General features: G+C 73.7%; 18 protein-coding genes. 11 read left to right on the top strand and 7 right to left on the bottom strand.

Annotated features, from left to right (window positions below; genetic code table 11):
• Positions 1–5 precede the first annotated feature (5 nt).
• Positions 6–2,132 carry an elongation factor G-like protein EF-G2 gene (locus tag AB0K25_RS16695; RefSeq protein WP_219469586.1) on the bottom strand — a complete coding sequence of 709 codons (2,127 nt, stop codon included), beginning with the start codon at positions 2,130–2,132 and terminating at the stop codon, positions 6–8.
• 250 nt (positions 2,133–2,382) lie between these two features.
• Here AB0K25_RS16695 and pgsA point away from each other — a divergent pair, with 250 nt between their 5' ends.
• From pgsA to AB0K25_RS16655, 8 genes are all read left to right on the top strand, one after another.
• Positions 2,383–3,003 (top strand): phosphatidylinositol phosphate synthase, encoded by a 621-nt coding sequence (gene pgsA, locus AB0K25_RS16690; RefSeq protein ID WP_219469589.1) that lies wholly within the window; start codon positions 2,383–2,385, stop codon positions 3,001–3,003.
• Positions 3,000–3,941 carry a phosphatidylinositol mannoside acyltransferase gene (locus tag AB0K25_RS16685; protein ID WP_219469593.1) on the top strand — a complete coding sequence of 314 codons (942 nt, stop codon included), beginning with the start codon at positions 3,000–3,002 and terminating at the stop codon, positions 3,939–3,941. The genes pgsA and AB0K25_RS16685 overlap by 4 nt, the downstream gene beginning before the upstream one ends.
• A gap of 15 nt (positions 3,942–3,956) precedes the next feature.
• Positions 3,957–5,126, top strand: a complete 1,170-nt coding sequence (locus tag AB0K25_RS16680) for a glycosyltransferase family 4 protein (protein WP_208569434.1) — start codon at positions 3,957–3,959, stop codon at positions 5,124–5,126.
• A gap of 8 nt (positions 5,127–5,134) precedes the next feature.
• Complete coding sequence (locus AB0K25_RS16675) at positions 5,135–5,638, top strand: hypothetical protein (RefSeq protein ID WP_208569492.1); 504 nt, start codon at positions 5,135–5,137, stop codon at positions 5,636–5,638.
• A 268-nt stretch (positions 5,639–5,906) separates the two neighbouring features.
• A complete protein-coding gene (gene pdxS, locus AB0K25_RS16670; protein ID WP_208569435.1) occupies positions 5,907–6,824 on the top strand; it encodes a pyridoxal 5'-phosphate synthase lyase subunit PdxS in 918 nt (305 codons plus the stop codon).
• 43 nt (positions 6,825–6,867) lie between these two features.
• Complete coding sequence (gene pdxT / locus AB0K25_RS16665) at positions 6,868–7,473, top strand: pyridoxal 5'-phosphate synthase glutaminase subunit PdxT (RefSeq protein WP_357535887.1); 606 nt, start codon at positions 6,868–6,870, stop codon at positions 7,471–7,473.
• 207 nt (positions 7,474–7,680) lie between these two features.
• Positions 7,681–8,433 carry a YebC/PmpR family DNA-binding transcriptional regulator gene (locus AB0K25_RS16660; RefSeq protein ID WP_208569437.1) on the top strand — a complete coding sequence of 251 codons (753 nt, stop codon included), beginning with the start codon at positions 7,681–7,683 and terminating at the stop codon, positions 8,431–8,433.
• A gap of 5 nt (positions 8,434–8,438) precedes the next feature.
• Positions 8,439–9,053, top strand: coding sequence for a DUF402 domain-containing protein (locus AB0K25_RS16655; RefSeq protein WP_307799648.1), 615 nt, complete (start codon positions 8,439–8,441; stop codon positions 9,051–9,053).
• 88 nt (positions 9,054–9,141) lie between these two features.
• Here the strand turns inward: AB0K25_RS16655 and AB0K25_RS16650 are convergent, their stop codons facing one another.
• The 3 genes from AB0K25_RS16650 to AB0K25_RS16640 all read right to left on the bottom strand — a co-directional run bounded on the left by AB0K25_RS16650 (position 9,142) and on the right by AB0K25_RS16640 (position 11,136).
• Entirely contained in the window at positions 9,142–10,089 is a 948-nt protein-coding gene (locus AB0K25_RS16650) for a permease prefix domain 1-containing protein (RefSeq protein WP_219469598.1), read from the bottom strand.
• The gene (locus AB0K25_RS16645; RefSeq protein ID WP_219469601.1) at positions 10,086–10,427 is read right to left on the bottom strand and encodes a PadR family transcriptional regulator; all 342 of its coding nucleotides are present in this window, start codon (positions 10,425–10,427) and stop codon (positions 10,086–10,088) included. Before AB0K25_RS16645 ends, AB0K25_RS16650 begins: the two co-directional genes overlap by 4 nt.
• Positions 10,428–10,545: 118 nt before the next feature.
• Positions 10,546–11,136, bottom strand: a complete 591-nt coding sequence (locus tag AB0K25_RS16640; RefSeq protein ID WP_357535884.1) for a hypothetical protein — start codon at positions 11,134–11,136, stop codon at positions 10,546–10,548.
• 144 nt (positions 11,137–11,280) lie between these two features.
• Between AB0K25_RS16640 and AB0K25_RS16635 the strand changes: the two genes are divergently transcribed.
• The gene (locus AB0K25_RS16635; protein ID WP_363820972.1) at positions 11,281–12,795 is read left to right on the top strand and encodes a protein kinase; all 1,515 of its coding nucleotides are present in this window, start codon (positions 11,281–11,283) and stop codon (positions 12,793–12,795) included.
• On the opposite strand, the gene AB0K25_RS16630 is transcribed toward AB0K25_RS16635, so the two are convergent.
• A complete protein-coding gene (locus AB0K25_RS16630; protein ID WP_219469602.1) occupies positions 12,792–13,340 on the bottom strand; it encodes a hypothetical protein in 549 nt (182 codons plus the stop codon). The genes AB0K25_RS16635 and AB0K25_RS16630 overlap by 4 nt on opposite strands.
• Positions 13,333–13,872, bottom strand: coding sequence for an RNA polymerase sigma factor (locus AB0K25_RS16625; protein WP_363820968.1), 540 nt, complete (start codon positions 13,870–13,872; stop codon positions 13,333–13,335). Before AB0K25_RS16625 ends, AB0K25_RS16630 begins: the two co-directional genes overlap by 8 nt.
• A gap of 199 nt (positions 13,873–14,071) precedes the next feature.
• On the opposite strand from AB0K25_RS16625, the gene AB0K25_RS16620 reads away from it, so the two are divergent.
• A complete protein-coding gene (locus AB0K25_RS16620; RefSeq protein ID WP_363820966.1) occupies positions 14,072–14,725 on the top strand; it encodes a TetR family transcriptional regulator in 654 nt (217 codons plus the stop codon).
• An 11-nt stretch (positions 14,726–14,736) separates the two neighbouring features.
• The gene (locus tag AB0K25_RS16615) at positions 14,737–16,320 is read left to right on the top strand and encodes an MDR family MFS transporter (RefSeq protein WP_255597956.1); all 1,584 of its coding nucleotides are present in this window, start codon (positions 14,737–14,739) and stop codon (positions 16,318–16,320) included.
• On the opposite strand, the gene AB0K25_RS16610 is transcribed toward AB0K25_RS16615, so the two are convergent.
• Positions 16,265–16,454: hypothetical protein (locus AB0K25_RS16610; RefSeq protein ID WP_363820964.1), on the bottom strand; the 190-nt coding region annotated here is incomplete at its 5' end. The genes AB0K25_RS16615 and AB0K25_RS16610 overlap by 56 nt on opposite strands.

The raw sequence follows: 16,454 nt of genomic DNA, 5'->3' as shown, positions 1-16,454 counted from the left end.
GGTGGTTATTTCGGGGTGGGGGTGGGGGTGTAGTGGGCGAAGGTGCGGCGGAAGGTGCCGGTGCCGGCGGTCAGGGCCCGCAACTGCACGGCGTAGCGCAGCAGTTCCTGGGCGGGGACCTCGGCCCGGACCAGGGTGCGGCCCTCGACGTCCGGGTCGACCTCGGTGCCGAGCACCCGGCCCCGCCGGCCGGACAGGTCACCCAGCACCGCACCGACCGAGGAGTCGGCGACCCGGACCACCACCTCGTCGACCGGCTCCAACAGGGTCGGAGCGCCCCGCTCGGCGGCGTCGCGCAGGGCGAGCGCGCCGGCCGCCTGGAACGCGGCATCGGAGGAGTCGACGCTGTGCGCCTTGCCGTCGACCAGGGTCACCCGCACGTCCACCACCGGATGCCCGGCGACCACCCCGCGGGCCAGCTGCGCCCGGACACCCTTCTCCACCGCCGGTACGTAGTGGTGCGGCACCGCCCCGCCGACCACCCGGTCGACGAACTCGACACCCGCCCCCCGGGGCAGCGGCTCCACCTCGATGTCGCAGACGGCGTACTGACCGTGCCCGCCGGACTGCTTGACGTGCCGGCCGTGTCCGGTGGCGGCGGCCGTGAACGTCTCCCGCAACGGCACCCGCACCGGCTCGGTGTCCAGCTCCACCCCGCCGGCCCGGAGCCGGTCGAGCACCACGTCGGCGTGTGCCTCGCCCATGCACCAGAGCACCAGTTGGTGGGTGTCCGGGTTGCGCTCCAGCCGTAGCGTCGGGTCGCCGACGATCAACCGGCCCAGGTTGCGGGCCAGGGCGTCCTCGTCGGTCCGGCTCCGGGCGGCCACCGCCACCGGCAGCAGTGGCTCCGGCATCTCCCAGGGCGCGATCAGCAGCGGCTCCCCCTTCGCCGAGACGGTGTCGCCGGTCTCCGCGCTGCCCGCCTTGGTGATCGCGCAGATGTCGCCCGCGACGCACGCGTCCACCTCGCGCAGGGCCGCCCCGAGCGGGCGGTAGACGTGCCCGACCCGCTCGTCGGCGTCGTGGTCGGGGTGGCCGCGCTCGACCAGCCCGTGCCCCGACACGTGCACCGTCTGGTCGGGGCGCAGCGTGCCGGAGAAGACCCGGACCAGGCAGACCCGGCCGACGTGCCGGTCGACGGTGGTCCGGACCACCTCGGCGACCAACGGGCCGTCCGGGTCGCAGTCCAGCGGCGGGCGGGGGGAGCCGTCCACCCCGGTCACCGCCGGGACCTCGCGTTCCAGCGGCGACGGGAAGGCCGACACCAGGGCGTCGAGCAGCACGTCCAGCCCGACGCCGGTGGCCGCGCAGACCGGCGTCACCGGGTGGAAGTGGCCCCGGGCGACCGCCCGCTCCAGGTCGGTGACCAGCACGTCGGTGTCGATCTCCTCGCCGTCGAGGTAGCGGTCCATCAGGGTCTCGTCCTCGCTCTCGGCGATGATCCCCTCGATCAGCTCACCCCGGGACTCGGTGATCGCCGGCAGGTGCTGCGGGTCCGGCTCCCGGACGTCGGCGGGCAGCCCGGCCGAGTAGTCGTGCACCCGCCGGGTGATCAACGCGAGCAGCCCGACGACCGCCTCGCCGTCGTCGCCGAGCATCGGCAGGTGCAGCGGGAGCACGTTGTCTCCGAAGACCCGCTGGCACAGCGCCACCGCCTCGTCGAAGTCGGCGCGCGGGTGGTCCAGCCGGGTGACCGCCACGGCGCGCGGCAGGTCCACGGCGGCGCACTCCTCCCAGAGGGCGGCGGTGGCGGCGTCCATCCCGTCGACGGCGGACACCACGAACAGCGCCGCGTCGGCGGCCCGCAGCCCGGCCCGCAGCTCGCCGACGAAGTCGCCGTACCCGGGGGTGTCCAAGAGGTTGACCGTCACCCCGGCGTGCACCAGCGGGGCGCAGGCGAGGCTTACCGAGCGCTGCTGGCGTACCGCGGCGGGGTCGTGGTCGCAGACGGTGGTGCCGGCGGCGACGGTGCCGGCCCGGTCGATCGTGCCGGTGGCCGCGAGCAGCGCCTCGACCAGGGTCGTCTTGCCGGCGCCGGAGTGTCCGACGAGCACCACGTTGCGTACCCGGTCGGGCGTGGTCACCACCGGCGTGTCACCGGTGGCGCCCTGGTCCTGGTTCTTCTGCGCCATCGCGGCGCACCTCCCTGAGCCGGTGGTGGGTGGCGACCGCCGCGCACGACGGGGAGCGGCCCGGTCGGGTGCCGCGGCGATATCCTCCGGTGGCCCGGCGACCGGCGAACGGTCAACGGGCGAGGTGGTGAGCTGGCTCACCTTCCGCCCCGATCCCACACCCGTCGACGGACCCCGCACAAGTCTCGTCGGGCGGGTCGGGCGACCGGCCGTATCGCGCGGCACTGCCGGCCGTTATCGTGGGACCGCCATGGCGAAGATCTTCCAAGTGACGGCCCGCGCGGGGATGACCCGCGTCGTGGAGCCGGTCGCGCGCGGTCTGCTCCGCGCCGGTGTGTCCCCCAACGCGGTCACCGTGGCCGGCACCGTCGGCGTGCTCGTCGGCGCGCTCGGGTTCGGTGCCCGCGGCCAGCTGGTGGCCGGAGCGCTGATCGTGACCTTCTTCGCGCTGACCGACATGCTCGACGGGACGATGGCCCGGATGAGCGGCGGCTCGACCCGGTTCGGCGCGTTCCTCGACTCGTCGATGGACCGGGTCTCCGACAGTGCGGTGTTCGGCGCGGTCGCCTACTGGCTGGCCACCGAGGGCAACCACTCCGGGGTGGCCGCCGCGTTGATCTGCCTGGCCGCCGGAGGGCTGGTCTCCTATGTCAAGGCCCGCGCCGAGGGGTTGGGGATGAGCGGGAACGTGGGCGTCGCGGAACGCACCGAACGGCTGCTGATCGTCGGGGTCGGTGGGCTGCTCACCGGCCTCGGGGTCGGCCCGGCCCTGGAGATCTCGCTCTGGCTGCTCGCCGCCGTGTCGATCTTCACGGTCGGCCAGCGGGTGGCCCACGTTTACCGGCAGGCGCAACTGGCCGGCCCCGAGTGAACCTCACCGAACTCGGCTACGTCGCCGGCTGGCGGCTGGCCCGCGCGCTGCCCCGGCCCGTGGTCGCCGCGGCCTTCCAGGCGGGCGCCGACCGCGCCCACCGCGCCCGGGGCAAGGGCGCCACCCGACTGCGCGCCAACCTGCGCCGGGTGGTCGGCCCCGATCTGCCCGAGGCGGAGCTGGACGCACTGGTCAAGCAGGGTCTGCGGTCGTACGCCAGGTACTGGATGGAGGCGTTCCGGCTGCCCTCGCTGAGCCGCCAGCAGATCCTCGACGGGTTCGACCTCGGCGGGTCGGAGCTGCTCGTCGCCGACGTGGCGGCCGGCCGGGGCGCGGTGGTGGCGTTGCCGCACGCCGGCAACTGGGACGCCGCCGGCGCCTGGGTGGCCGCCGCCGGCCTGCCGATCACCACGGTCGCCGAGCGGCTCAAGCCGGAGGGCGTCTACCGGCGCTTCCTCGCCTTCCGCGAGGGTCTCGGCATGGAGATCCTGCCCACCCACGGCGGTGCCCGGCCCGCCTTCGACGTGCTGGTGGACCGGCTCGGCGCGGGCACCGTGGTGCCGCTGCTGGCCGACCGGGACCTGTCCGCCCGGGGCATCGAGGTGGACTTCTTCGGCGGCCGTACCCGGATGCCGGCCGGGCCCGCCCTGCTGACCATCCGCACCGGCGCCCCGCTCTACGTGGCGTCGCTGTGGTACGAACCGGAGATGCCGCGCGCGCAGTTGGAGGGCCCGCTGCCGGTGCCCGACCCGGACAGCGCACCGTTGGACGAGCGGGTCCGGGTGCTGACCCAGCGGATTGCCGACTGTCTGGCGGCGGGCATCGCCCGTCATCCGCAAGACTGGCACATGTTGCAGCGGATGTGGCTGGACCAGCGGGGCTCCACCGACGGCGGGTCCACCGCGGCGCCGCCCCCGGCCAGCGCCGGTTCGGTCTGAGGGGAGGGGGCGCCAGTGCGGATCGGCATCGTGTGCCCGTACTCCTTCGACGTCCCGGGCGGGGTGCAGAACCACGTCATGGACCTGGCCGAGGCGCTGCTCGGACTGGGGCACGAGGTGAGTGTCCTGGCCCCCGCCGACGAGGAGTCGACGCTGCCGCCGTACGTGGTCTCCGCCGGGCGGGCGGTGCCGCTGCCGTACAACGGTTCGGTGGCCCGGATCGCGTTCGGGCCGGTCTCCACCGCCCGGGTGCGGCGCTGGCTCACCCGGGGCGAGTTCGACGTGCTGCACGTGCACGAGCCGCTCACCCCGAGCCTGTCGATGCTGGCGGTGCTCTCCGCCCGGGGGCCGGTGGTGGCGACCTTCCACACCGCGATGACCCGGTCCCGGGTGCTCGCCGCCGCCCAGGGGGTGCTCCAGATCCTGCTGGAGCGGATCACCGCCCGGATCGCGGTCAGCGCGTTGGCCCGCAAGGTGCAGGTCGAGCACATGGACGGCGGGGCGGTGGAGATCCCCAACGGGGTGGCGGTGGCGAAGTTCGCCGGGGTCGAGCCGTTGCCCGGCTGGCCGGGGGAGTGCGCCACCGGCAGCGGCGGGACGCTGGGTTTCCTCGGCCGGTTCACCGAGGCCCGCAAGGGTTTCCCGATCCTGCGCGACGCCTTCGTCGCGTTGGCCGCGCACCGGCCGGGGCTGCGCCTGCTGGTGGCCGGACCGGGTGACCCGGACGACCTGTTCGGGCGGTTCCCGGCGGAGCTACGCGACCGGGTGACGTTCCTCGGTCTGGTCTCCGAGGTCGACAAGGCCCGGATGCTGCGCAGCGTCGACCTCTACGTCGCCCCGAACACCGGCGGCGAATCGTTCGGCATGATCCTCACCGAGGCGCTGGCGGCCGGCGCGACCGTGGTCGCCAGCGACCTGGACGCGTTCCGGCGGGTGCTCGACGGCGGGCGGGCCGGTCGCCTCTTCCCGACCGGTGACCCGGCCGGCCTGCGGACCGTCCTGGCGGAGCTGCTCGACGACCCGGCGCAGCGGGCCGCGTTGAGCGCCTGCGGCGATCAGGTGGTGGCCCACTACGACTGGCCGGTGGTGGCCCGTCGGGTGGTGGAGGTCTACGCGGCGGCCATCGAGGCCACCGACGGTCGGGTCATCGACCAGGAGTGGGCGGGGCTGGGTGGTCCGCGGTGACCCCGACGGTGCCGCAGCTGTGGGCGGTGTCGGTCGCCGTGGTCGTCGTCGCCCTGGTCGTGGTCTACCTGGTCTGGACGGCGGGCCGGGTCGAGCGGTTGCAGACCCGGGCGGAGTCGGCGGCCCGCGCGCTCGACGCCCATCTGCTGCGCCGGGCCGCCGCCGCCGCGGTGCTGGCCGAGCAGCGCCACGGCGTGGAGCTGTACGCGGCGGCGCGGATCGCCCTGGACGCCGTCCCCGAGGAGCGGGAGGCGGCGGAGAACGACCTCACCCGGCAACTGCGGGCGGCCCGGCTGGACCCGGCCGATCCCTCCTGCGGGGCGGTGATCGCGGCGAGCCGGCGGCTGGCGCTGTCCCGGCAGGTGCACACCGACCTGGTGCGGGACGCGCGTAGCGCGCGGAGCCGACCGCTGGTGCGGGTGTGCCGGATGGGCCGCCGCCACCCCTGGCCGCGGTATTTCGACATCGACGACCCCACCCTGGCCCTGCCCGCCGACGTCCCGGCGGGCTGACCGGGGCTGCCGACCGGTTGCTGCCCGACGGTGCGGCCCCTTTCGCGGTGGCGGCCCCGGGTCGCGGTGGCGGCTCGGGTCGCGGTGGCGGCTCGGGTCGCGGTGGCGGGCGGGTCGCCGGGGCGGGCGGCACCGGCCCGGGTCGAGCCGGGGTGACGGGGGCCACAGGGCAGGCCACCGTGGGGCCGATTGGCTGTCGGAGCGGCGTCCGGGGCGTCATAGCATCAGCCGGAGCCAGCCCCCGAGCACGTCCGAGGAGTGATGGACCATGTCCGAAACGACGTCCCCGAGCGCCGATGCCCCCCAGGTCCGGGGCACCGCCCGCGTCAAGCGCGGCATGGCCGAGATGCTCAAGGGCGGCGTGATCATGGATGTGGTCACCGCCGAGCAGGCCAGGATCGCCGAGGACGCCGGTGCGGTCGCCGTCATGGCGCTGGAGCGGGTGCCGGCCGACATCCGCGCCCAGGGTGGCGTGTCCCGGATGAGCGACCCGGACATGATCGACGGCATCATCGCGGCCGTGTCCATCCCGGTGATGGCCAAGGCCCGGATCGGTCACTTCGTCGAGGCACAGGTCCTGCAGTCCCTCGGCGTCGACTACGTCGACGAGTCCGAGGTGCTCACCCCGGCCGACTACGCCAACCACATCGACAAGTGGGCGTTCACCGTCCCGTTCGTGTGCGGCGCGACCAACCTGGGTGAGGCGTTGCGCCGGATCACCGAGGGCGCGGCCATGATCCGCTCCAAGGGCGAGGCGGGCACCGGGGACGTCTCCAACGCCACCATGCACATGCGGAGGATCCGGCAGGAGATCGCCCGGCTCAGCTCCCTGCCGGCCGACGAGCTGTTCGTCGCGGCCAAGGAGTTGCAGGCCCCGTACGACCTGGTCAAGGAGGTCGCCGAGACGGGCAAGCTGCCGGTGGTGCTGTTCACCGCCGGGGGCATCGCCACCCCGGCCGACGCCGCGATGATGATGCAGCTCGGCGCGGAGGGCGTCTTCGTCGGCTCCGGCATCTTCAAGTCCGGCAACCCGGCGCAGCGGGCCGCCGCGATCGTCAAGGCGACCACCTTCCACGACGACCCGGACGTGCTGGCGAAGGTGTCCCGGGGCCTGGGTGAGGCGATGGTCGGCATCAACGTCGACGAGATCCCCCAGCCGCACCGGTTGGCCGAGCGCGGTTGGTGAGGCTTGGGTCGGGGCTGCTGCCGGTGGCGCGGGAGGAGGGGACGTGGGTGGACCGGTGATCGGGGTGCTCGCCCTCCAGGGTGACGTCCGTGAGCATGTTTCCGCCCTCGCCGGGGTCGGCGCGGACGCCCGTGCGGTGCGCCGGCCAGCCGAGCTGGACGCGGTCGACGGGCTGGTGATCCCGGGTGGGGAGTCCACCACCATGAGCCGGCTGGTGGACATCTTCGGGCTGCGCGCGCCGATCGACGAGCGGATCGCCGCCGGGATGCCGGTCTACGGGTCCTGCGCCGGGATGATCATGTTGGCCACCGAGGTGCTGGACGGCCGTCCCGACCAGCGGGGCTTCGCCGGCATCGCGATGACGGTGCGACGCAACGCGTTCGGTCGGCAGGTCGACTCGTTCGAGGCGCCGGTGGAGATCACCGGGATCGACGGCGGGCCGTTCCACGCCGTGTTCATCCGCGCCCCCTGGGTCGAGCGGGTCGATGCCGACGTCGAGGTGCTGGGCCGGGTCACCGGGGGTCCGGCCGTCGACCGCATCGTCGCCGTCCGCCGGGGCAACCTGGTGGCGACGTCGTTCCATCCGGAGTTGACCGGGGACCTGCGTCTGCACCGTTACTTCGCCGACCTGGTCGGGGCCGCCCACTGAGCCGCCCATCTCCCGGCGAAAGGGGCAATTCCGCGCGGGTTGGTGGCGGTGCCGCGCCGGGTGTGACGGCGGGGTGGGTGCTCTCGGTAGGATTGCCGCGGTTCGGCGCGGGCACTGCCCGTCGCAGCCCTCCAACGCGGCCGGTGCTGGCCCGGAGTCGGCGCGGCCAGCCGACGCGAGGCGTGAGTCAACAGACGGAGGTACGAGATGTCCGGCCACTCTAAATGGGCGACCACCAAGCACAAGAAGGCCGTCATCGACGCCAAGCGCGGCAAGATGTTCGCCAAGCTGATCAAGAACGTCGAGGTGGCGGCCCGCACCGGCGGCGGTGACCCGGCCGGTAACCCCACCCTCTTCGACGCCATCCAGAAGGCCAAGAAGAGTTCGGTCCCGAACGACAACATCGACCGCGCGGTCAAGCGCGGCTCCGGCCTGGAGGCCGGTGGCGCCGACTGGCAGACCATCATGTACGAGGGGTACGGCCCGAGCGGCGTGGCCATGCTGATCGAGTGCCTGACCGACAACCGCAACCGGGCCGCCACCGAGGTCCGCACGGCGTTGACCCGTAACGGTGGTTCGCTCGCCGACGCCGGCTCGGTGTCGTACATGTTCTCCCGCAAGGGCGTGGTGATCGTCCCCAAGGCCGACACCACCGAGGACGACGTGATGATGGCGGTCCTCGACGCCGGGGCCGAGGAGGTCAACGACCTCGGTGAGGCGTACGAGGTGGTCTCCGAGCCGACCGATCTGATCGCGGTCCGCACCGCCCTGCAGGAGTCCGGGATCGAGTACGAGTCGGCCGAGTCCGCCCTGATCCCCAGCGTCAACGTGCCGTTGGACGAGGACGGCGCACGCAAGATCTTCAAGCTGATCGACGTGCTGGAGGACTGCGACGACGTGCAGAACGTCTACGCCAACTTCGACGTCTCGGACGACGTGATGGCGGCGGTGGACGCCTGACGGTCGTGCCGGCACACCGGTTCCCGCCGGGCGACGTGGTCGTCCGGCGGGAGATCCTGCGTGGTGAGGTCTGGTTCGGCTGCCCCACCATCTGCGTGGCGGACACCGACGACCTGTTGGCGCTCTATCTGCCGCCGGGTGCCGAGTTCGGCTTCCCGGAGCACGGCGAATTCCCCTGCGGCCGGCACCCGTGGCAGACGGCGGGGCACACCGCGTGGTCCGGGCACGGCAAGCTGATGCTGCACCGCCCGGGCGAGGCGCACTCGGTCGACGTCTTCTGGACCGGGCCGGACCGCACCTTCGCCGGCTGGTACTTCAACCTCCAGGACCCGCTGCGGCGTACCCCGATCGGGGTGGACACCCTCGACCACGAGCTGGACCTGTGGTGGGCGGCGGACGCCGACCGGTACGTCTTCAAGGACGTGGAGCTGTTCGCCCAGCGCCTCGTCGAGGGGCGTTACCCGGGCATGGCACAGGCGATCCGGGCCGAGGGGGACCGGATCGCCGCGCTGCTCGACGCGGGGCAGCGGTGGTGGGACGAGGGCTGGGCGCACTGGCGGCCGGAGCCGTCCTGGCCGGTGCCGCAGCTGCCGCCCGGCTGGGCTGCCGTGCCGTGTTGACCTGACCCGCCCCCGCGCGGGCCGGGGGTTCCCGGACCGTGCGACGGGCCCGGCGTGGGTACGCCGGGCCCGTCGGGTGCTGGTTCTTTCAGCGCGTCTGGCGGCGTGTCTTCACGGCGCTGTCGATCAGCCCCCAGACCACCACCCCGGCGGCGCTCAGCGCGATGACGACTCCGAGGGTGTCCCGGTTGTCCTGGTCGGCGAGCCAGCTCAGCCGGTCGGCCAGGGCCGGGTTGAGCAGCCGGTCGGAGAGCGCCAGCCAGGCCACCGGCACCGCGAACGCCACGTCGAGCAGGCCCTTCACCCCGAACAGCGGCCAGGTCCAGCGTCCGGTCCGGTACTTGACGATCTCGAACCCGATGCTGGCGGCCAGCACCACGATCAGCGCCGGCAGCCAGAACGACCACAGCGCCGGGTCGAGGATCGGGATGTTGCCGCCGTCGGTGTCGTGCACCCACGACTGGTAGTGCTGGAAGGGCAGGTATCCGATGGTCAGCGCCAGCATGGCCACCGAGGCGACGGTGTCGGCGAGGGAGACGTCCCGGTGGGTGGGTACGTCGGGGAGCTGGTCGACGGTCCAGCCGGGCATCGTGGTGCCCGGCTGGCAGCGTTCGATGAGGGCGAACGTCAGGGTGAGCCAGAAGGTGATCTGCACGCCCACCTGCATGGCGACGACGATCCCCCGGCCGATGGCGCCGAAGCCGTTGCCCTGTGCCACCTCGACGACCACGACGACCGTGCCGACGATCGCCGGGATGAAGCTGAGCAGCAGTTTGAGCAGCCGGAGCCAGACGAGGTAGTAGGTCGGGCCGATGAGCTGGAGCCGGCGGTCGGCGTACCGGGAGGCCAGCAGGTCCGGGTTGCCCAGCTCGGTGAGCACCTCCCGCTCGGCGGTGGCGGTGTGCTGGCCGCCGCCGCTCCGGTCCTCGATCATGTCCTCGATCGAGGCGCGCAACTCGGTGGCGATCTCGTCCCGACGCTCGGCGGGCACCGAGCGGAGCGTCGCCGCGAGGTAGCGGTCGGTCAGGGTGTTCATCGGTCGGCTCCTTCGATCAGCCCGGTCACGGAGGTCTGTACGGCGGCGAGGTCGTCGAGCAGGCGGGCCAGGACCGTCTCTCCGTCGGCGCTGGTGCGGTAGAACTTGCGCGGTCGGCTCTCCTGGGTGTTCCACTCGCTGGTCAGCAGCCCCTGCTCCTCGAGTCGTCGGAGCAGGGGATAGAGGGTGTTGGCGTCGACCGGGAAGCCGTGCCGGGTGAGGCGTTGCAGCAGCGCGTAGCCGTAGCCGGGTTGGCGCAGGGCCAGCAGGCTGGCCACCACCACCGTGCCGCGACGCAGCTCCTGGAGATGGGTCCGCAGGACCTCCTCGCTAATCATGTGTCACACCATACTGTGTGACACACACTAATGTCGAGGACGACAGCAATGTTGGCGATGCCACCATGCGAACCGGGGCGTCGGGGAGAACCCCCGACGCCCCGGCCCGGACCGGCGGTCAGCAGGAGTGGCCCTGGCGGAAGGCCCGCTCGACGTGATCCGCCAGCCCGACCTGGAAGTAGCCGACACCCGGCCGGATCGGGTGCCCGGTGAACAGCTCGACCCGGTTGCCGAACCGCACCAGGTAGGCCGTGGCGTCCCCGGCGTCGTTGTGGATCAGCGCGCCCCGCGGACCGTAGATCTGCTCCAGTTCGGCCCAGGACATGCCCACGCTCGCCCCGGCCGGCGAGCGGGGCGGTGCGGTGGCGGTGCCCACCTCGACCAGCCGCCCGTTGCGGAAGGCCACCATGATCACACCTGCCCACTCACCGGTGACGCCGGCCGTGACCACGCCCTCGCAGTCGAGGGCCGTCCAGTCGATCAGTCCGGCCGAGGTGAGCCGGGTCAGTGACGCGCCGATCCGGAACGGTCCCGCCCCCCGGACGCTGAGCAGGTCGGTGCTGCCGGCCGGGCGGTCCGGCGAGAGGGCCACGGTGGCGCCGGGCCGGACCCCGGGGCCCGGCCCGGCGGCCCCGGCCGGCCCGGCCGGGACGACGGCGGCGGCCACGGCCAGCACGCCGGTGAGCAGGATGGTGGGAAGACGACGCATGACGGCACTCCTTCGCAGGTACGGGTCTGTCGTGCTGTTGGTCTCCGCCCGGCCGGATTCCGTTCGTCGGTTTCCTGACAGGTCCCGGATGCCCCGGACGCCGACAGCGGTCGATGCCGGCTACCGTGCGGTGGGGGTGGGGCGATGAGCACTCCGGCGTGGATCGGCTCCTACCGGATCGAGCGGCTGCTCGGCGCGGGCTCCTTCGCGACCGTCTGGCTCGGCCACGACCCGGTCCTCGACTCCCGGGTGGCGATCAAGGTGCTCGCCGAGAACTGGAGCCACGACCTGCGGGTACGGGAACGATTCCGGGACGAGGCCCGGCTGCTGCGGCGACTCGACCACCCCCGGCTGGCGCGGGTGCACGCGGTCGGTGAACTGCCCGACGGCCGACCGTACGCGGTGCTGGCCCTGGCCGACGGCGGCAGTCTGCGGGACCGGCTGGCCGCCGGACCGCTGCCGGTGCCGGTGGCCCTGGCCCTGCTCGACGAGATCGCCGCCGGGGTCGCCGTGCTGCACCGCCAGCGGGTGGTGCACCGCGACCTCACCCCGGGCAACGTGCTCTTCACCTCGACCGCCGACGGCGAGCGGGTGGTCATCGCCGATCTGGGGCTGGCCAAGGCGCTCGCCGCCGCCTCCGGGCTGACCGCCCGCGCCGGCACCCCCGGCTACATGGCGCCCGAGCAGGACGATCCCCTCGCCGTGGTGGACACCCGCAGCGACGTGTTCGGGCTGGGCCGGCTCGGCCTGCGGCTGCTCGGCGGCCCCGACCAGCGCGTGGCCGGGGTGCCCGCGCCGGTGGCGGCGGTGCTGCGGCGGGCCACCGCACCCCGCCCCGCCGACCGTCACTGCGACGCGGACGCCTTCCGGGCGGCGCTGCGCCAAGCCATCCGCCGGCCCGGCGACCCGGGCCCGGCGGGAGCACTGCCACCGGGGACCGGGTCCGCCGACGACGCTCCCCGCCCCGGCCGGGCCGGCCGCGCTCTCCACCGTGACCGCGCCGACCGCGCGGGTCGCGCGGGTCGCGCGGTCGGCGCGGACCATGCGGATCGGGCGGGTCGGGCAGATCGGGTGGTGGCGGGGCCGTCGGGGTTCCGGCGGGGAGCGGCCCACCGGCTCCGCCTGGTCGGGGCCGCTGCCCTGGTGCTCGTCGCGGTGGGGGTGACCGCCGGCGACGCAGGCGCCCCCGCGCCGGACGCCGGGCGGGGTCGCAGCGGCCCGGTGAGCGTCACCCTGCCGGCCGGCTGGCGGGCCGCCGGGACGGGCTGGGCCGGCCGGTACGACGAGCGGGGGCGGCTCGAACCGGCGCTGGTCGTCTCGCCCGACCCCGGCCGGTGGGCGACCGACCCGACGGTGCCCGGGGCCTTCGTCGGGCTCTCCGCCGGCCTGGCCCGGCAGACCACCCCGGCGGACTTCGTCGCGCAACGCCCGCACGCCGACTGCGTGGCCGGGCCCGTGCGGCGCACCCGGCGGGGCGGCGTGGAGTGGGTGGTCGCCGGGTTCAGCTGCCCGGCGGGGCGTCCGGTGCTGGTCGAGGCGGCGGCCCGCGCCGGCCGCGACGGCCTGCTCTATGCGCAGATCGTCCCGCCCCCGGGCGGCGGGCCGGAGTTCGTCGACACGCTGCTGGCCGGGGTACGGGTCCGCCCGGCCGACGGTTAGACCACCACCACCGTGACCGGATATGTCTTGCCGCCCTGCGGGATGGTCACCTGCACCGTGCCGGAGTGGACGAAGCGGATGTCCACCACCCCGGCCTCGTAGTGGCTGGAGACCAGGTCCTCCCGGTCCACCTCGACCTCGCCGGGCCCGATCCCCTGGATGCGGAGCACCCCACCGACGCTCAGGCAGAGCGACTTCAACAGGGCCAACTCGGTGTCGGAGACCACCAGGTCGTAGCGGACCGGGCCGAGGCAGGCCTGCGGCCGGGGGCTCGTCGACGGCGGGCGGGTGCCGGCGGTCGGGGTCCGGCGTGGCGGCGAGGGGGTGTGCCGGGCCGACGGCGCGCTGACGGCGCTGACGACCGGGCCGGCCGAGGTGGGTACCGCCGTGGCCGGGGCGGTCGGGGCGGTCGGGGTCGCGGGGGCGACCGTCGGGGTCGCCGACCGGACCGGCAGCGGCGCGACCGGGGTCGGTCCGCAGGCCGTCACGGGTACGAGCGCCAGCAGGGTGATCAGCAGCCGGCCCGGCCAGGGGCGCTCACTCACCGGTCAGCCGTTGCCGGACCTGCCGGCGGGCCAGGTGGACCCGGGACTTCACGGTGCCCTCCGGCACGTCGAGCAGGGTGGCGATCTCCCGGTAGGGCAGGCCGAGCACGTCGCGCAGGGTCAGCGCCTCGGCGACCTCGGGGCGGACCGCGTCCAACGCGTCGAGCAGGTCGAGCCGGGTGCCGGCGACCACGCTGGTGCGCCGGGGGTCGGGTGGGTCGGGCAGCGGCACCCCATCGGCCTCGACCTGCCAGCGTCGACGCAGTGCCCGGTAGGTGGAGCGGGCCCGGTTGGCGGTGAGCTGGTAGAGCCAGGTGTGGAACGACGACCGGCCCTCGAACCGGTCGATGCCCCGGGTCACCGCGAGCAGGGCGTCCTGGCAGGCCTCCTCGGCGTCCTCCCGGTGCGGCAGCAGCCGGCCGCAGAGCCGCAGCACCTCGGGGCGCACCGCTGTCAGCAGCGCGTCGAGGGCACCCGGCTCGCCCCGGGCGGCGGCGCCGGCCAGGTCGTCTATGTCGTTCGCGAGGAGCATTCCGGTCCCTGTCCGCCGTGATGTGGTGCCGTCGAGGCTATGTCGCGGCACCGGCCCGGCGGGTTCCCGAGTCGGCCAGCCGACCGATGCCGCCGACCGCCGGACCGCCGGACGGGGAAGCTCACCTGCGGCCGGCCGAGTTTCATGTCACACCATGCAAGTTTGCAGTGGCTGCATCTTTGTTCCTAGGCTCCAGCACATGACCATCGACGAAGGGCTCGGGCGGCGGGACCGCAAGAAGCGTCAGACCCGCGCCGCGTTGGCCGCCGCCGCGCTGCGCCTGGTCGCCGAGCGGGGGCTCGACCAGGTCACGGTCGAGGAGATCAGCGAGGCGGCGGACGTCTCCGCCCGGACCTTCTTCAACTACTTCGCCACCAAGGACGACGCGCTGGTCGGCGACACCGAGGGGGACCGGGAACGGGTGCTGCGGGCGCTGGCCACCGTACCGGCGCAGGTGCCGGCGCTGACGGCGATCCGGTCGGCCCTGTCCGGCGTGATCGACGAGGTGGAGGGTGACGCCGCGTTGTGGCTGCTGCGGATGCAGGTGGTGATGCAGCACCCGGTGCTGCTGGCCCGGCTGGTCTCCGGCAACGCGGCAACCGAGCAGGCCATGGTCGAGGCGCTCGCGGCGCGCACCGGCCATTCGCCGGACGACGGCTATCCCGCCCTGGTGGTGGCGGTCACCGGAGCCGCGTTGCGGACCGCGATGGTCCGCTGGGCCACCGGCGGCGGGTCCCGCTCCCTGGCCGAACTGCTCGACGAGGCGTTCGCCGCCGTCGCCGCCGGGCTGCCCGACCCCCGTGCCACCGACCAGCCCGGCGCGACCGCGCCGGGCGTGCACCGCACCCCGTGAGGAAACGTGTCATGACCGCAACTGCCGAGCCGATCCCGCCGACCGGGGCGGGTGCCGGCCGGATGTCCCGCCGGGAGATCCTCCAGGCACTCTCCGGCCTGATGGTGGGCATGTTCGTGGCGATCCTCGCCTCGACGGTGGTGGCGAACGCGCTGCCACGCATCATCGCCGAACTCCACGGCAGCCAGACCGTCTACACCTGGATCGTCACCACCGAGCTGCTGGCGATGACCGCCACCGTGCCGCTGTGGGGCAAGATGGCCGACCTCTACAGCAAGAAGCTGCTCATCCAGCTGTCGCTCGGCCTGTTCGTGCTCGGCTCGCTGATCGCCGGGCTCGCCCGCAACGTGGAGACCCTGCTCGCCAGCCGGATCGTGCAGGGCGTCGGCGCCGGCGGGATGACCGCCCTGGCGCTGATCGTGATGGCTGCCATGATCCCGCCCCGGGAACTGGGCCGGTACGCCGGCATCTTCGGCGCCGTGTTCGGCGTCGGCACGATCGCCGGCCCGCTGATCGGCGGCGTCATGGTCGACACCTCCTGGCTGGGCTGGCGGTGGTGCTTCCTGATCGGCGTGCCGTTCAGCCTCATCTCGATCGTCCTGCTGCAACGCACCCTGCACCTGCCGGTGGTCCGCCGCAAGGCGCGCATCGACTGGTGGGGCGCCCTGCTGATCACCGCAGGCGTGTCCACCCTGCTGGTCTGGTCGTCGCTGGCCGGGCACCGGTTCGCCTGGGCCTCCGGCTGGACCGCGCTGATGGTCGTCGGTGGGCTGGTGCTGCTGGCCCTGGCGGTCTGGGTCGAGTCGAGGGTGCCCGAGCCGATCATCCCGCTGCGCATCTTCCGCAGCCGTACCGTCACGTTGACCACGGTCGCCAGCGTGCTGGTCGGGGTGGCCCTCTTCGGCGGCACGGTCTTCCTGTCGCAGTACTTCCAGACCTCGCTGGGCAAGTCGCCTACCGTCGCCGGCCTGATGAGCCTGCCGATGATCCTCGGCCTGCTGGTCTCCTCCACCGTCGCCGGTCAGCTCATCACCCGGTTCGGCCGGTGGAAGGTCTACCTGGTGGTCGGGGCGGCCGTGATGACCGTCGGGATGCTGCTGCTGAGCACCATCGACGCCGACACCGGCGTACCGCTGCTCTCGCTCTACATGGCGGTGCTCGGCACCGGCGTGGGCATGCTCATGCAGAACCTGGTCCTCGCCGCGCAGAACGACGTGCCCGCCCACGAGCTGGGCGCGGCCACCTCGGTGCTGACCTTCTTCCGCAGCATGGGCGGGGCGATCGGGGTCAGCGCCCTGGGCGCGGTGCTGGCCAACCGGGTCACCGGCCTGATGATCGAGCGGCTCGGCCCGGCCGCCGGCGCCACCGGCGGTGGCACCACCGAGGTGCCCGACCTGTCCGCGTTGCCCGCCCCGGTCCTGGCGATCGTGCGGGACGCGTACGCCACCGCCACCTCGGAGTTGTTCCTCATCGGTGCCCCGATCGCCCTGCTCGCCCTGATCGCGGTCCTGTTCATCCGGGAGAAGCCGCTGCACGAGGTCAGTGGCGACGAACGGGCCGAGCAGGAGGCGGCGGCCCTGACCGCGATGCACTGACGTCGTCGACGACGGTCCCGCGCCCAGTCTCCGGCCCGGCGCTGCCCTCGCTGCCGTCGGAGAGGGCCACCAGGTAGGTCTGCCGGTCCCGGTGGTCGACCGCGACGAACCGGTCGGCGAAGATCCAGTACGCG

This window comes from Micromonospora sp. NPDC049257, assembly GCF_040678915.1.
Classification (GTDB): domain Bacteria; phylum Actinomycetota; class Actinomycetes; order Mycobacteriales; family Micromonosporaceae; genus Micromonospora; species Micromonospora antibiotica.
The sequence above is the reverse complement of the archived record's forward strand: the minus strand, read 5'-3'. Positions and strand labels throughout refer to the sequence as shown.

Bases quoted from the DNA above. Each gene is read 5' to 3' on its own strand.
- AB0K25_RS16695 (WP_219469586.1), bottom strand. From the start codon at position 2,132: ATGGCGCAGAAGAACCAGGACCAGGGCGCCACCGGTGACACGCCGGTG.
- pgsA (WP_219469589.1), top strand. From the start codon at position 2,383: ATGGCGAAGATCTTCCAAGTGACGGCCCGCGCGGGGATGACCCGCGTC.
- pdxS (WP_208569435.1), top strand. From the start codon at position 5,907: ATGTCCGAAACGACGTCCCCGAGCGCCGATGCCCCCCAGGTCCGGGGC.
- AB0K25_RS16660 (WP_208569437.1), top strand. From the start codon at position 7,681: ATGTCCGGCCACTCTAAATGGGCGACCACCAAGCACAAGAAGGCCGTC.
- AB0K25_RS16650 (WP_219469598.1), bottom strand. From the start codon at position 10,089: ATGAACACCCTGACCGACCGCTACCTCGCGGCGACGCTCCGCTCGGTG.
- AB0K25_RS16645 (WP_219469601.1), bottom strand. From the start codon at position 10,427: ATGATTAGCGAGGAGGTCCTGCGGACCCATCTCCAGGAGCTGCGTCGC.
- AB0K25_RS16640 (WP_357535884.1), bottom strand. From the start codon at position 11,136: ATGCGTCGTCTTCCCACCATCCTGCTCACCGGCGTGCTGGCCGTGGCC.
- AB0K25_RS16635 (WP_363820972.1), top strand. From the start codon at position 11,281: ATGAGCACTCCGGCGTGGATCGGCTCCTACCGGATCGAGCGGCTGCTC.
- AB0K25_RS16625 (WP_363820968.1), bottom strand. From the start codon at position 13,872: ATGCTCCTCGCGAACGACATAGACGACCTGGCCGGCGCCGCCGCCCGG.
- AB0K25_RS16620 (WP_363820966.1), top strand. From the start codon at position 14,072: ATGACCATCGACGAAGGGCTCGGGCGGCGGGACCGCAAGAAGCGTCAG.
- AB0K25_RS16615 (WP_255597956.1), top strand. From the start codon at position 14,737: ATGACCGCAACTGCCGAGCCGATCCCGCCGACCGGGGCGGGTGCCGGC.